Origin of the sequence: Rhizobium sp. BK591, from assembly GCF_014195045.1 — a bacterium.
GTDB classification, from domain to species: Bacteria; Pseudomonadota; Alphaproteobacteria; order Rhizobiales; family Rhizobiaceae; genus Rhizobium; species Rhizobium anhuiense.
Genome location: NZ_JACIAZ010000001.1, coordinates 1,095,759 through 1,110,956, shown reverse-complemented (window position 1 = coordinate 1,110,956; position 15,198 = coordinate 1,095,759). Strand labels below are relative to the sequence as shown.

Annotated in this window: 13 protein-coding genes; 2 read left to right on the top strand and 11 right to left on the bottom strand. The window is 61.1% G+C overall.

The genetic code is table 11. The annotated features are described in order from the left end of the window. Positions 1–161 precede the first annotated feature (161 nt). Both FHX10_RS05375 and FHX10_RS05370 read left to right on the top strand, forming a co-directional pair. On the top strand, positions 162–599 hold the full coding sequence (locus FHX10_RS05375; protein WP_063475044.1) for an EamA family transporter: 438 nt from the start codon (positions 162–164) through the stop codon (positions 597–599). A gap of 126 nt (positions 600–725) precedes the next feature. Continuing rightward, positions 726–1,649 (top strand): LysR family transcriptional regulator, encoded by a 924-nt coding sequence (locus FHX10_RS05370; protein WP_063475045.1) that lies wholly within the window; start codon positions 726–728, stop codon positions 1,647–1,649. Here the strand turns inward: FHX10_RS05370 and FHX10_RS05365 are convergent. The 11 genes from FHX10_RS05365 to FHX10_RS05315 form a co-directional block, all read right to left on the bottom strand. Continuing rightward, positions 1,612–2,349 carry an SDR family oxidoreductase gene (locus tag FHX10_RS05365; protein WP_047610228.1) on the bottom strand — a complete coding sequence of 246 codons (738 nt, stop codon included), beginning with the start codon at positions 2,347–2,349 and terminating at the stop codon, positions 1,612–1,614. The two genes, FHX10_RS05370 and FHX10_RS05365, sit on opposite strands and share 38 nt — an antisense overlap. 111 nt (positions 2,350–2,460) lie before the next feature. After that, complete coding sequence (locus tag FHX10_RS05360) at positions 2,461–3,222, bottom strand: ABC transporter permease (RefSeq protein ID WP_063475046.1); 762 nt, start codon at positions 3,220–3,222, stop codon at positions 2,461–2,463. Continuing rightward, positions 3,219–4,145, bottom strand: coding sequence for an ABC transporter ATP-binding protein (locus tag FHX10_RS05355; protein ID WP_063475047.1), 927 nt, complete (start codon positions 4,143–4,145; stop codon positions 3,219–3,221). Before FHX10_RS05355 ends, FHX10_RS05360 begins: the two co-directional genes overlap by 4 nt. 541 nt (positions 4,146–4,686) lie before the next feature. Next, complete coding sequence (locus tag FHX10_RS05350; protein ID WP_063475048.1) at positions 4,687–6,300, bottom strand: glycoside hydrolase family 43 protein; 1,614 nt, start codon at positions 6,298–6,300, stop codon at positions 4,687–4,689. A gap of 98 nt (positions 6,301–6,398) precedes the next feature. Continuing rightward, positions 6,399–7,430 carry an L-glyceraldehyde 3-phosphate reductase gene (mgrA, locus tag FHX10_RS05345; protein ID WP_063475049.1) on the bottom strand — a complete coding sequence of 344 codons (1,032 nt, stop codon included), beginning with the start codon at positions 7,428–7,430 and terminating at the stop codon, positions 6,399–6,401. Between the two features lie 128 nt (positions 7,431–7,558). Then, positions 7,559–8,692: a Gfo/Idh/MocA family protein gene (locus tag FHX10_RS05340; protein WP_063475050.1), complete on the bottom strand. Its 1,134-nt coding sequence runs from the start codon at positions 8,690–8,692 to the stop codon at positions 7,559–7,561. Positions 8,693–8,700: 8 nt separating this feature from the next. Continuing rightward, positions 8,701–9,462 (bottom strand): sugar phosphate isomerase/epimerase family protein, encoded by a 762-nt coding sequence (locus tag FHX10_RS05335; protein ID WP_063475051.1) that lies wholly within the window; start codon positions 9,460–9,462, stop codon positions 8,701–8,703. Positions 9,463–9,499: 37 nt separating this feature from the next. After that, positions 9,500–11,962: a beta-mannosidase gene (locus FHX10_RS05330; RefSeq protein WP_063475052.1), complete on the bottom strand. Its 2,463-nt coding sequence runs from the start codon at positions 11,960–11,962 to the stop codon at positions 9,500–9,502. Positions 11,963–12,087: 125 nt separating this feature from the next. After that, positions 12,088–13,179 carry an ABC transporter ATP-binding protein gene (locus tag FHX10_RS05325; RefSeq protein WP_174824474.1) on the bottom strand — a complete coding sequence of 364 codons (1,092 nt, stop codon included), beginning with the start codon at positions 13,177–13,179 and terminating at the stop codon, positions 12,088–12,090. 4 nt (positions 13,180–13,183) lie between these two features. Further along, positions 13,184–14,128, bottom strand: coding sequence for a carbohydrate ABC transporter permease (locus FHX10_RS05320; RefSeq protein ID WP_047611637.1), 945 nt, complete (start codon positions 14,126–14,128; stop codon positions 13,184–13,186). Beyond that, positions 14,121–15,026 (bottom strand): carbohydrate ABC transporter permease, encoded by a 906-nt coding sequence (locus FHX10_RS05315; RefSeq protein WP_047610242.1) that lies wholly within the window; start codon positions 15,024–15,026, stop codon positions 14,121–14,123. Before FHX10_RS05315 ends, FHX10_RS05320 begins: the two co-directional genes overlap by 8 nt. Positions 15,027–15,198 lie beyond the last annotated feature (172 nt).

The following is a 15,198-nucleotide window of genomic DNA, read 5'->3' as shown; positions in this document are numbered from 1 at the left end:
AAATCGGAATCGATTTCAGGAACTATGCAGCAATTCAAAGTGCTACAGCGTCCTTTGCGCGTCTGAAAGACGCGCGGCGCTGTAGTCTGGTGGCACCGCATGTTCGACCGGCCTTCGCCTTGGGCGAGGCCTTAATCCATGGGTGCGACAGGAGTTTCGCGATGAATTCACTTTGGCCGATCGTCATCGGCGGGGTTCTGCCGGCTTTCTTCTGGGGCATCACTGCCATCTTCCAGAAACAGAGCGCCACATCAGCCACCGGCTCCGCCGTCTATCTGATCGCCTTTGGCGCTGTCTGCGCACTCGCCGGTCTGCTCGCCGCGCTGATCTGGCGCCCTGCCCCCTGGACTGCCGAGGGTCTCGGTTTTGCCGCCATCGCGGGCGCCTGCTTTGCCGTCGGCACCGGCCTCATCAGCTTTGCGCTTTTTGCTTATGGCGTCCCGGTTTCGAAACTCGCTCCGATCTGGAGCTGCAACGTGCTGGTGACGCTGGCAATCGGCGCCGTCATTCTCGGTGAAGCCTCCGAGGTCAACATAATGAGGCTCGCCGCCGGTACCGTCCTGATCATCTCAGGCGCTCTGCTCGTCAGCAGCGCCTGAGATGAAGCGGGCGCAACACGCAGCAGGAAAGACAAGCCTTCGTCGCCAAATGCACCTGCATTGCAGCACGTTCTGCTTTGTTGATATCCTGCGTCAAGGCGCCTCCACGCGTCGTACGGAGCCAACATGAACCTGCGACAATTGAAGACATTCCTTGCGGTGATCCGGCACGAAAATCTGACGCGCGCCGCCGCCGAGGTCAATCTCGCTCAGTCGAGCCTCAGCGACCAGATACAGGCTCTGGAAGAGGAATTGGGCGCAGAGCTCTTCCTCCGCTCCCGGCAGGGCGTGGTCCCGACACCGGCGGGCGCGGTCCTCAAGGCCTATGCCGAAGAGATACTGGCGCTGAACGACGAGGCGAAGGCCGCCGTCAGTGCTGCAGCCGGCAGCGCTGGACAGTCCATCACCTTGGGTACGCTCGAAACCATCGCCGCCGAAAGGCTGGCGCCGTGGCTATCACTCTTTCGCAAGAAGAACCCAGACGTCGGCCTCAAGCTCAAGGTCGGCGGCAGCGGCGAATTGGTTGAGCAGTTGCAGCAGGGCTCGATCGATGTCGCCTTCACCTTCGATCGCGGGCATCAGGACGAACGCTTCTTGACGCGCCGCATCTGCAGCGAACAGTTGGCGCTGATTGCCGGCCGCGATTTGCAAGCCCGACCACCCGCAAGCCTCGCCGCACTGAAGAACGCGCCCTTCGTCGCCACCGAAACCGGCTGCGTCTACCGTCACCTGTTCGAGACCGCCTTTGCCGACGCCGGCATCGCCACGCCACCGATCGTCACTGAGGCCGACAGCATCGCCACGATCATCCGCCTCGTTGCATCCGGCACTGGTTACGGCCTTGTGCCACGCCTTGCGCTCGGCCATGCGGCAACACGCGACGACGTCGTCGAACTGCCATGGCCGGGCAATCCACCTGCCGCTTCGCTGATCATGGTGTGGCGCCGCCGGCGCGTTCAGCCGCCGGCGCTTTCTCTCTTGCTGGCATCAGCGTCCGACAACCTTCAGCCCCTCAAACCAGCCGATGTCCGCCTTCAACGTGCAGGATAGTGCCTGTGGTGAAGCCGTTGCCGATCAGGAAGCGGATCGCATCGGCAATATCCGCGGGCCTGCCGACACGCCCGGCTGGCAGGCGTTGTGCCATGGCCTCAAGCGTCGCCTGCTTGGCGTCGCCGGCAACCAAGCTCCAAATCGGCGTGTCCACCCATCCCGGCGACACGGCGTTGACGCGGATCGGCGCCAGCTCGATCGCCAACGCCCTGACCAGGCCTTCGAGCGCAGCGTTAACCGCAGCGACGACCGATCCCCGCGCCGCCGGCCGATAGGCCGCAACGCCCGATGTATAAGTAATAGATCCTGATAGCGGCAGGAGCGGCGCACCGTATTTCGCCAGCAGCAACGGCCCATAGAACTTGCTCTCGACCACACGTTGTGCCGCCGCAAGTTCGATCGACGGCAGCAACTGGTAGGCGCCTTCGATGTCAGCGGCGGTGCTGACGATATGGTCAACGGGATCGCTATTGCGGAAAAGCGCCGCGACCTCTTCCTCTCGCGATATATCGACGGCAAGCGTCGCCAATCCAGGGTGATCGCCGAGATCGCGCCGCGCCGCCGCAAGCCTGTCGGCGCTACGTCCCGCGATCGTCACCGACGCTCCCTCCTCAAGTAGGCGTGCAGCAAGCGCCAGTCCCATGCCGGAACTGCCGCCAACAATAATGATCTTCGCGCCTTCGATCCTGATATCCGTCATCTGCCGTCTCCTTCTTGGCTGACCAGCAGATGCCCCAGGCCAAAACGGAAGAAAAACGGAAGAAATCGATGACATCATCGAAAAATCCGATGATGTCATTCAGGAAAACGGTCAGTTGCGCAGCCGATACCCCGTCTTGAATATCCAGGCGAGCGTTCCCAGGCAGATGCCCAAGAAGGCCGTGATCATCGCCAGGCTGATCGCCGGATTGACATCGGCGATCCCGTAAAAGCTCCAGCGGAAACCGCTGACGAGATAGAGCACCGGGTTGAGGTGGCTGACCGCCTGCCAGAAAGGCGGCAGCATGCTGACCGAATAGAAGCTGCCGCCGAGGAAGGTGAGCGGCGGCACGACCAGCATGGGAATAAGGTTCAGCTGTTCGAAATTGCCGGCCCAGATGCCGATCATGAAGCCGAACAGGCTGAAGGTGATCGCCGTCAGTAGGAAGAACAGGATCATCATGAAGGGATGCTCGATCCTGACGTCGACGAAAAGATTGGCGGTCAGGAGGATAATGAAGCCGATAATCATTCCCTTGGTTGCCGCCGCCCCGACATAACCGAGCAAAATCTCGGTCATCGCCACCGGCGCCGAAAGCACCTCGTAGATCGTGCCGGTGAATTTCGGGAAATAGATGCCGAAGGAGCCGTTGCTGATGCACTGGCCGAGCAACGTCAGCATGATCAGGCCGGGGGTGATGAAGGCGCCGTAGGACACGCCCTCCACCTCCTGGATGCGCGAGCCGACCGCGGCGCCGAAGACGATGAAATAAAGAGATGTCGAGATCACGGGCGAGATGACGCTCTGCAGCAGGGTGCGGCGCGTGCGCGCCATCTCGAAGAAATAGATCGATTTGACGGCCTCGACGTTCATTTGTCCGCTCCCACCAGCGCCACGAAGATGTCCTCAAGCGAGCTTTGCCGCGTCGAGAGATCCTTGAAATGGATATTGTTCTCGCCGAGCCGGGTCAGCAGTGCCGCGATACTTTCCTGCTCGTTGTCAGTGTCGAAATCATAAGTCAGCCGGTTGCCGTCAGCCTCCAGCGTCAATCCATTGCCGGCAAAACAATCCGGCAGCCGGTCGAGCCGTTCAGTGAGATCGAGGATGAGCTGCTTACGACCGAGCTTGGCCATCAGCGCCGCCTTGTCCTCGACGAGCAGCAGTTCGCCGCCGTTGATGACGCCGACGCGGTCGGCAATTTCCTCGGCCTCTTCGATATAATGCGTGGTCAGGATGATGGTGACGCCGGAGGCCCGAAGCTCTTCGACGACATGCCACATGTCCTTGCGCAGCGTCACGTCGACGCCGGCGGTCGGCTCGTCGAGGAAAAGAATATCCGGCTCATGCGAGAGAGCCTTGGCGATCAGCACTCGCCGCTTCATGCCGCCGGAGAGCTGGCGCAGCATATTGTCCTTCTTGTCCCAGAGCGAGAGTGCGCGCAGCACTCTCTCGATGTGAGCAGGATTGGCTTTCTTGCCGTGCAGACCGCGCGAAAAGCTGACGGTATTGAACACCGTCTCGAACTGATCGGTGGTCAGTTCCTGCGGCACCAGCCCGATCATTCCGCGGGTGGCGCGAAAATCCTTCACGACATCGTGGCCGGCGACCAACACCCGGCCGCCGCTCGGATTGGCGATGCCGCAGATAATCGAGATCAGCGTCGTCTTGCCCGCGCCGTTTGGCCCGAGCAGCGCCAGGATCTCACCCTTTTCGACGTCGAGATTGATGCCCTTCAGGGCCTCGAACCCATTGGCGTAGGTCTTGGTGAGGTTCTGAACGGAAATGATGGGGGCCATGCGGAACTCTTGAGGATTCTCGGAAGTTACTCGGCCGCTATATAGTCCCTTTGTAACGCTTTAACATCCTTAAGCGCTGAACACTGCATTCGCGCACTGCTAACATAGTTGGCCCGCTAGCGTAGGCGCCCACTAACACAGGGCGCCCGCTGACATTGTCAATCCGCTGGCGCGGGCGGGGTAGTTGGCATCGGGCTTCGTGACGAACCGCCCCTCGCGAAAAGAAAGGCAGCGGCCGGGCTCAGATGTCATCATCCGGTGATATTCATGCCCGATAAGAGAGTCGAGGCCAGCACCGGCATCCGCCCCCGCCGCCCATCCCTTTGCGGAGCCGTCTCCGGGCGTTCTCGTTGCGCCTCTTTTTGGCTGCCTCGGCATGTAGTGAAAGTTATTGTTCAGTTACGAAGTGCTTGGAACCGGCCAGTATCCCTGTCCAGCCGTGTTCGTCTTAAGCCGGCCCTGCGCCGGCTTTCTTTTTGTGGGTTATCCGTTGTTGCCCCTCGCTGGCGATCGGCGCATTCGGTCCTATCGTCGCTCGCCCTTACAACTCGTCATAAACAAACCAGTCGAAATCAGCAGTCTTCGCCCGGCCTGACGTATCGAAGGCAAATACGCCGGCGAATGCACCGGTGAAGGAGCCATGTTCGCCGCGTCCGCCCTCGTCGGAAATCACACCGGCGTCGAGGACCGGGCCGATCGGCTGCCATGCGCCCTTGCCTTCGGTCTGCCAGAAGAACTGCAGGTCGTTCTCGCGGATTTCCATGGCGAGCTGGACGCGGCCCTCGGCGGCAATCGAAACGCCGCTTTCGGCGGGAAAACTCAGCCGTCCGTTCGGGTAGTCGCCGTTGCAGGAGAGGATCGTCACGCAGCGGCCGAGTGTTTCGTGCAGCGTCACGGCAACGGCGTGGAACTTGTGCCGGTTGTAGTAATGCGTCAGCCCCGCCACCTGCTGATAGGTGTCGGGCGAGAACTCGATCACGGTCTCGGCGCGGAAACTGTGGTGTTCCTGCCGGCGGGCGATCAGCGACTGTTCGAACCAGGAACCGATGCTTTCGCGCGCAATCAGGCGCAAATGGCCGGGACGATCCGTCAGGTTGAAGATGCGCTCGGGCTGGGGCGTGCGCAGCCACTGAAAATCGGCAGGCAGCGTGCCGCCGTCGAAGCTGTATTCGCTGCGCATCGGCTTTTCCACAGGCGTCGCGCCGAAGAGACCGGGTACATCGACATCAGGTACGCTGGTACCATTTTCGAGATAAAGCCAGTCATCGTCGCGCCAGACGCATTTCTGCAGGCTTGTCTCTCGCCCCAGTGTGCATCGCCGTTTCGGCGGCAGCGGCCGGCCGCAGAGATGGGTGTGGTAGGCCTCGCCGTCGGGCGTCTCGACATACTGCCCGTGCCCTGCCCGCTGCAGCACCGCGCCCGGGTGGTCCTTGGAGGTGATCAGGTGCATGTTCGGGTGCATCTGATAGGGTCCGTCGATATCACGCGACCGCGCCATGGTGACGGCATGGTCGTAGCCGGTGCCGCCCTCGGCGGTCGTCAGATAATACCAGCCGTTGCGTTTGAAGAGATGCGGGCCTTCGACGAGGCCGAGCGGGCTGCCGGCGAAGATGTTCTTGATCGGCCCCTTCAACGCCTTTGTCGCCGGATCCCATTCCTGCAGCAGAATACCGTCGAAGGCCGGTGACTTCGGCGAGCCGCCGTAGCTTTCGGTGCGATGGTTCCACTGCATGTTGACGAACCACTTGCGGCCGTCATCGTCGTGAAACAGCGAGGGATCGAAGCCGGAGGAATTGACATAGACGGGGTCGGACCATTCGGCCTCGATCGAGGGTGCGGTGACGATGTAGTTCGGCGCGTCCTTGAAGCTGCCGTCGAAGCGCTTGACGTCGGTATAAACAAGCCAGAACTGCCCGTCGGCATAGGAAAGACACGGCGCCCAGATGCCGCAGCTATCGGGATTGCCGCGCATGTCGAGTTGCGACCTGCGTTCCAGCGGCCGGCGCACCAACGTCCAGTTCACCAGGTCGCGCGAATGGTGGATCTGCACGCCGGGATACCATTCGAAGGTCGAGGTGGCGATGTAATAATCCGCGCCGACGCGGCAGATCGACGGATCGGGGTTGAACCCCGGCAGGATGGGATTGCGGATCATGGACGGTCTCCTCCGAGCATCGGTGCTATTTGCTGCACGTACATCAGATCATAGCAGAAAAGAGCCCGGAAGAGTTTCCTCCCCGGGCCCGGCTTGATTTATGCGCGTTCGGCCGACTTGGCCCAGAGGTTGATGTCGGCCTCGCGGGCGTAGACGTCGATCTCGGCAAGTTCCTCTACGGTGAATTCGAGATTGTCGAGCGCCTTGACGCAATCGACGATCTGCGAGGAGCGGCTGGCGCCGATCAGCGCCGAGGTCACGCGGCCGCCGCGCAGCACCCAGGCGATCGCCATCTGCGCCAGCGTCTGGCCGCGCTTTTCGGCGATCCCGTTGAGCTTGCGGATATTGTCGATGATCGAAGGGCGGATGAAATCGCGCTTGAGGAAGTGGTTCTGCGCCGCGCGGCTGTCTTCCGGAATGCCGCCGAGATATTTCGTCGACAGCATGCCCTGGGCAAGCGGCGAGAAGACGATCGAACCCATGCCGACCTCATCCAGCGTATCGAGCAGCTTGTCGTCTTCGACCCAGCGATTGAGCATCGAATAGCTCGGCTGGTGGATCAGGCACGGCGTGCCGAGCTCCTGCAGGATCTTTGCGGCTTCGCGCGAGCGCTGCGAATTATAGGAGGAAATGCCGACATAGAGCGCCCGGCCGGAGCGGACGATATGGTCGAGCGCGCCGCAGGTCTCTTCCAGCGGCGTCTCCGGATCGAAGCGATGCGAATAGAAGATGTCTACATAGTCGAGGCCCATGCGCTTCAGGCTCTGGTCGCAGGAGGCGATCAGGTACTTTCGGCTGCCCCATTCGCCATAGGGTCCGGGCCACATGTCATAACCGGCCTTCGACGAGATGATCAGCTCGTCACGAAGCCCGGCAAATTCGGTGCGCAGGATCTCGCCGAAGGCGGTCTCGGCGCTGCCGGGCGGCGGGCCGTAATTGTTGGCGAGGTCGAAATGGGTGATGCCGAGGTCGAAGGCCGTGCGGCACATGTCGATCTTGCGGTCATGCGACGTGTCGCCGCCGAAATTGTGCCAGAGGCCGAGCGAGACGGCCGGCAGCTTCAGGCCGGAACGGCCCGTGCGATTATATTTCATTTTCGAATAGCGGTCTGCGGCTGGTTGCCAGCTCATGATCCCAATCCTTTAAAAGCAATTCCTGGAAAAGTATGCAGCCTTTTTCCCAGGAATCGCGCGTAACAAACGATCGAAGTAAAAAGGCGCGGGCCTATCGCCCGCGCCGACAATAGAGCTTCGCAGACCTACTTCAAGAGCGCCTGTGCTTCTTCGATACCGAGGGCGGCCGGCTGCGTGCAGGTTGTCGTCAGGTCGATGAAACGGCCCTCCTCGCCCGATTTCAGGATCGAGGTCATGACGTCGACGCCGTGCAGCGTGCGGTCGAGCGAGCAGCGCGCATCGCGCCCTTCGATCAGCGCCGACACCATGTCGGCAAGGCCGGCGGTGCGGTAGTTGGCGCGCGCGCCGTTCGGGTTTTCCTGGTTGATCTTGCCGAACGGATGCTCCCAAGCCTCCAGCGGCTTGATGTCCTTGTCGCGGCCGCTGGCCTCGACGACGCCGCCGAAGAAGTTCGGGTCCGGTACGTAGAGCGAGCCATCGGTGCCGTAGAGCTCCATATTGGCATGGCGGTGAGACCACACGTCCCAGCTCGCCGTCAGCGTCACCGTGGCGCCGTTGACGAATTCGAGCAGCGCCTGGATCGTCGTCGGGGTCTTGACCGGGATGATCTCGCCATTGCGCGGCTCGCTGGTGATCGTGCGGGTCGGCGACGCCATGGAGGTCATGCCGCCGACGCGTTTCACCGGGCCGATCAGATTGATCAGATTGGCGATGTAATAGGGGCCGAGATCAAGGATCGGGCCGCCGCCCGGCAGAAAGAAGAAATCCGGGTTCGGATGCCACATCTCCATGCCGGGGCTCATGACGTAGCAGGCGCCCGAAGTCACCCGGCCGATGCCGCCGTCGTCGATGAACTTGCGGGCGAGTTGGTGGGCGCCGCCGAGGAAGGTGTCGGGCGCGCAGCCGACGGCAAGCTTCTTCTCCTTGGCGATGCGCCGAAGCTCCTCGCCCTCTTCGAGCGAAAGCACTAGGGGCTTTTCCGAATAGACGTGTTTCCCAGCCTCGAGGATCGCCTTCGACACCCGGAAATGAGCATCCGGGATCGTCAGGTTGACGACGACGTCGATCTCGTCATTGGCGAGAAGCGCGTCGATCGTCTGCGCCTTGACGCCGTATTCCTTGGCGCGCGCCTCGGCGGCCTGCACGTTGATATCGGCGCAGGCCAGCACCTTCAGCCCCTTGAAGAGCGGCGCCAGTGAAAAGTAGGTGGTGGAGATGTTGCCGCATCCAATGATGCCGACGCCAAGTTCCCTGGTCATGATGTGCCTCAATAAGTCTGAAAGGATGCAATCGAGCGGCTGATGTTGCGGTCGATATCCTTGGGGTTGTCATGTTCTACGACGAAGTGTTTCGCCCTTGTGGCACGCAGCGCCGTGATCAGCTTCGCCCACTCGACCTTGCCATGCCCGACATCGGCCCAGCCGTCCTCATCCGTCGCTTCGCCCGCCGGCGCGATGTCCTTGACGTGCACGGCGGTGATGCGCGGTCCGAGCTTTTCGACCCAGGCGAAGGGATCGGCACCGCCGCGGATGACCCAGGCGATATCGGCCTCCCAGGAAATATCGGGTGCGCCTTCGAAGATGCGCTCGATGGGCCGCGAACCGTCCTGCAGCTTGAAGAACTCGAAGTCATGATTGTGCCAGCCGAATTCGTAACCGGCATCCTTGTAGGGTTTGCTCATTTCCTGCAGGCGCTTGCCGAAGGCGACCCAGCCGGCGGCGTCTGACGGCCGCTGGTCAGCTGCCAGATGCGGCGCATAGATCGAATCCATGCCGAGGATCTTGGCAATGTTCAGCGACTTCTGAACGTCCTTCTCCAGGAAGTCTGGGCTGAAATGGCCGGTCGCCATGACCAGGCCATTCTTGTCGAGGTCGGCGCGAAGGCTGTTCAGCCCGGCATCGTCGAGATCGGCGTAAATGCCGCCGAAGCCTTCGACTTCGGCATAGCCCGCCTTGCCGAGCTTTTCGAAAATCACAGAATAGGGCTGGAAGTTGCGGGCGCTATAAAGCTGATAGCTGAGTTTCGTCATCATGTTCTCCTTGGGCCTCGTGCCCATTCTTGCAAGATCAATCCGCCGACTGGCAGGAATGCAGGTCGTAGAACCGGAACGCCGGAAGCGCGCCGCGATCAAGCGGCCGTGCCGGGGTAAAGGTGATGCGGCGGCTCTCGCCGGCCGCAAGGTCGAAGGCGTTGTCGGAATATTTGCCGTCCGTCTCGGTCTCGATCATCACGAAGAGCGCAAGTCCTCCAGCGGTGACGTTGATGTCGACCGAACCATTCCCCTCGACATATTCGTGGGTGACGGTAAGCCCCGCGGGCTCCAGCTCCAACGCCTTGTAGGTGCCGTTGACATAGTGCCCCTCGCCGCCCGTGCCGTTAGACGCGGTGAAATGCCAGGCCAGCAGCGTTCCGTCGGGAATGTCGGAGACGTCGATGCTCGTGGCCGTCACCGCCGCATCCGGCGAGCACATGGCCTGCACGTCCTTGAGGTGCCGCCGTTCGCCCTTCATCGTCAGCAGCGAGATCGAAAGGTCGATGCTGACATCGGCAAGCGTGTCGTTGACCAGCGAGAAGCGGATCGTCTTTCCGTCGTCGGAAGGAATGGCGGCGACCGCGACAGGCTGGAAGAAGCGCTTGACGAGATAGTGCATCGCCTTCCAGCGGCCGCCATAATCGAGGCTCGACCAGGAGGCGACCGGCCAGGTGTCATTGAGCTGCCAGTAGATCGTGCCCATGCAATGGGGTTTGAGCGACCGCCAGTATTCCACTGCCGTCTTGATGGCGAGTCCCTGCTGGATCTGTGAGAGATAGACGAAGTTCGGAAAATCCTTGGGGAAGCGGAAATAGCGGAACATCGTGCCGGCGATGCGCTCATTGCCGCCGGCATTCTTCTGGTGCAGCTCCATCACCGGGGAAGCGACGTTCATGTCCTTCTCCTCGGCATAGGTCTTGATTACCGGCAGCGACGTATAGGACTGGAAGCCGAATTCCGAGCAGAAGCGCGGACGCACCGAACGGTAATTGTCGAACGACTTGTTCTCGTGCCAGACCGACCAGTAATGCATGTCGCCGGATCCGTCGGCATGCCAGGCATCGCCGAAATCGAGATAGCCGGAGGCCGGGCTCGACGGCCACCAGAGCGCGCCGGGCAGCGCCTTCTTCACCGCTTGCTCGATGGTGCGGTTGAGGCGATCGTAGGAGACGAGATAGCGGTCGCGATCCTTGCGGGATTCCTCGAACCAGGTGAGTGCGCCCACCAGCTCGTTATCACCGCACCAGAGCACGATCGACGGATGCGAGGAGAGCCGGCGCACCTGGTAATCGACCTCGATCGTCACATTGTCGAGGAAGTCCTCGGTCGAGGGATAGAGGTTGCAGGCGAACATGAAGTCCTGCCAGACCATGAGACCCAGCCGGTCGCAGAGATCATAGAAATGATCCTGCTCGTAGAAGCCGCCGCCCCAGACGCGGATCATGTTCATGTTGGCGGCTTTGGCCGATTGCAGCAGATCCTCGGTCTTCTCAGGCGAAGACAGCGAAAACAGCGCGTCGGCCGGGATCCAGTTGGCGCCGCGGCAGAAGATCTCATGGCCGTTGACCTTGAAAGCGAAGCGACTGCCTGATGCATCCGGCGTGGTGATCAGTTCGACGGTGCGAAGGCCGATCTGCTTGATCACCTCATCCGTCGACGTTTCGACCGACAGCCTGTAGAGCGCCTGCTCGCCGCTGCCGGAAGGCCACCAGAGGCGCGGATTGTCGATATGGAAGAGGTGGTTGACATGGCTCTCGCCGTTGACGCCGACATCCAGGCGCACGCGCTCGCCGTCGAGTTCGAAATAGACCTGGGCAATGCTCGGCCCCTTGGAAAACAGCGTCGCCGTCACTTTGAGATCGACCGAGCCGTCATTGTTGTGGGTCTGACGGGTGACCACATGCTCGATGCGCGCGGTCTCGAGCTTTTTCAGCGCGATCGTGCCGTAAAGGCCGAGCGGCGCAATGGCGATGTTCCAGTCCCAGCCGAAATGGCATTGCGGCTTGCGCAGCATGTTGCCGTCGGGGATCGGCGAATTGCCGGTGCTGTAGGGAATGTAGAAGGGCTGCTGCTTCTGCCGCGCAGCAGCGACGGCGACGCTGGAGGCAAAGACGATGCGGATGCTGTTGTCGCCTGCTTTCAGCATGCTGGAGACATCAGGCCGGTAGCGGCGGAAACTGTTGTCGGCCTCAAGCGCCAGGAAGCCGTTGACGTGAACGCTGGCGACCGTGTCGAGATAATCGATATCGAGATACCAGTCGCCCTCGACCTCCTGAAGCGTGAAGCTGCGCTCGACCGCCCATTCGCGCTCGGCGACCCATTGCACCTTTTCCTCGTTGCGGCCGAAATAGGGATCGGGGATCAGGCTTGCGCGATGGAGCGCGGTGTGCACGTCGCCCGGCAGAATGATCGCAGTGCGGATCTCGCCATCGACGGAGGCAAGCTGCCACGAACCGGAAAGGTCGATGTTGAAACCGTTCTTCGGCAAGGATGTCATTAGTAGTATCCCGATCGGACCGCTCCTGGGGATCGCCGGACAAGCCGGACCGCGGCCGAATTTGGCTGGCCTGACGGCCGATTGGAGATAGGGCGGCGCCATTTCGGCCCCGCCCGCATTGTTCTCTAGAGACGCAGCTCGGTTTCCGCATCGAAGACCGAGGCGACCGTCATGTCGAAACTGAGCTTCACCTTGGCGCCGACATTGAAGCGGCGCGCGCCGTTGACGCGTACCGACATCGTGTGACCGGCATGTTTCAGCCACAGCAGATTGTCCGCGCCCATCGGCTCCTCGATATCGACGGTGGCGTCATGTTCTTCGCCGCCGGCATTCTCGTTGACCTTGATGTGTTCGGGACGGACGCCGAGCACCACCTTGCGGCCGGGCTGCAGCGTCTCGTTGGCGTCGTAAGCCGCGAGCGAGAAAATGACGCCGTTGGCAGAAAAGGCAATGCCGTCGCCTGACTTGACCAGCTCGCCGTGCAGGAAATTCATCGAAGGCGAGCCGATGAAGCCGGCGACGAAGAGATTGCGCGGCCTGTTGTAGATCGTCGTCGGATCGTCGAGCTGCTGGATGATGCCGCTCTTCATGATGGCGATGCGATCGGCAAGCGTCAGCGCCTCGATCTGGTCGTGGGTGACGTAGATCATCGTGTTCTTCAGCGACTGGTGCAGGCGCTTGATCTCGACACGCAGCTCCGAGCGGAGCTTGGCGTCGAGGTTGGACAGCGGCTCGTCGAACAGGAAGACGTCGACATCGCGCACCAGCGCCCGGCCGATCGCCACGCGCTGGCGCTGGCCGCCGGAAAGCTCGGCCGGCTTGCGTTTCAAAAGCGGCTGGATCTGCAGGATTTCGGAGGCGCGCGCCACGCGCTTGTCGATCTCGGCCTGTGGCACCTTGGCGACGCGAAGACCGAAGGACAGGTTCTTCTCGACGGTCATCTGCGGATAGAGCGCATAGGACTGGAACACCATGCCGATGCCGCGATCCTTCGGCTCTTCCCAGGTAACGTTCTTGCCCTTGATGAAGATCTGCCCTTCCGAGGCGTCGAGCAGGCCGGCGATGCAATTCAGCAAGGTCGACTTGCCGCAGCCGGACGAGCCGAGCAGCACGAGGAATTCGCCGTCGTTGATATCGAGGTTGAGATCCTTCAGCACGCTCACCGCACCGAAGTTCAGGGACAGATCCTTGATGGAGACGCTTGCATTCATATTCATGAGATCAACCCTTCACTGCGCCAGCGGCGATGCCGCGGACGAAAAGCCGTCCCGACACGAAGTAGACGATGAGCGGCACGAGACCCGTGAGAATCGTTGCCGCCATGTTGACGTTGTATTCCTTCACGCCCTGGACGGAATTGACGATGTTGTTGAGCTGCACGGTCATCGGATAAGTATCCGGACGGGTGAAGACCACGCCGAACAGGAAGTCGTTCCAGATGCCGGTCACCTGCAGGATCATCGCGACGACGAAGATCGGCAGCGACATCGGCAGCATGATCTTCAGGAAGATTTGCCAGAAACCGGCCCCGTCGACACGCGCCGCCTTGAACAGTTCCTCCGGCAACGACACGAAGTAGTTGCGGAAGAGCAGCGTCAGAATCGGCATGCCGAAAATCGAATGCACGATGACGAGGCCGCTCAGCGTGCCGTAAATGCCGATTTCGCGCAGGATGATGACGATCGGATAGATCATCACCTGATAGGGAATGAATGCCCCGATGATGAGGATCGAGAAGAAAAGCTCGGATCCCCGGAAGCGCCAGTTGGCCAGCGCATAGCCGTTGACCGAGGCAATCGCGATCGAGATGATGACCGACGGCACCGTGATGCGCACCGAATTCCAGAAGCCGCGCGACAGGCCATCGCAGTTGAGCCCGGTGCAGGCCTGCGCCCAGGCCTTCACCCAGGGCTCGAAGGTGATCTCCATCGGCGGCGAGAAGATGTTGCCGAGACGGATTTCCGGCATGCCCTTCAGCGACGTCACGACCATCACATAGAGCGGCAGCAGATAATAAAGTGCTGCGACGATCAGCGTACCGTAGAGCATGATGTTGCGCGCCGACAGCGCCGGGCGCGGCCTCGGGCCGCTGGGGCCGTCGCCAAGCTTCGGGGCAACGGCGTCGATGCCGGCAGCAACGGTGTTGAGAGCTTCTATATTAGCCACGCTTGCGCCCTCCACCAAATTCCAGATAGGCCCACGGAACGATGATGATCGCGACAGTGACGAGCATCATGGTCGAGGCGGCAAAGCCCTGCCCCAGGTTCTGCGCCTGGAACATGTAGTCGTAGACATATTTCGCCGGCACTTCCGAAGAAATACCCGGTCCGCCGGACGTCTGAGCGACCACAAGATCGTAGACCTTGACGATGCCGGAGGCGATGATGACGATCGTCGTGATGAAGACCGGCCGCATCATCGGGATGACGATGAAGAGATAGGTCTTCCACATCGGAATACCGTCCACGCGCGCCGCTTTCCAGATGTCCTCGTCGATCCCACGCAGGCCGGCAAGCATCAGGCACATGACGAGACCCGTTCCCTGCCACAGCGCCGCGATCAGAATGCCGTAGATGACGATTTCAGGCGTATAGAGCGGATTGAAGGTGAAACTCGTCCAGCCGATCGAGCGCACCACCGCCTGAATGCCGAAATCGGGATTCAGAACCCATTGCCAGACGAGGCCCGTCACGATGAAGGACAGCGCAAAGGGATAGAGGAAGATGGTGCGGAAGGTGTTTTCGAAACGGATCTTCTGGTCCATCAGTGCGGCGAGCATGAAACCGATGACCAGGCTGAAGATCAGCGAGAGGATGCCATAGACAGCCAGATTCTGGATCGCCGTCACCCAGCGGGGTGCCGCCCAGAGGCGCTCGTACTGATCGATGCCGACAAAGCTCAACCTCGGAAGGAGCTTGGAATTGGTGAAGGAATAAAACACCGTCCAGAACGTGCCGCCGACAAAGATTACCAGCGCTGTCAGGATCATCGGGATGGACGCAATCTTTGCATTCAGATTGCGCAGTAACTTGTTTGGCCGGCCTGCTTTCGCTTGACCCGTCATGAACACTTCTCCTCAAATCGCGACTGCGACCCGTGACAGAACGGCAAAGCGCCACCTGTCGTCCCCACCTCCGAAACCTGCTGAAGATACCGGAGAAACCTCGCTGCGGACCGGACCATCACCGATCGCCCGGAACGATCCGGCTCACCAAGAGCCGGATCGCAAGGCAGCG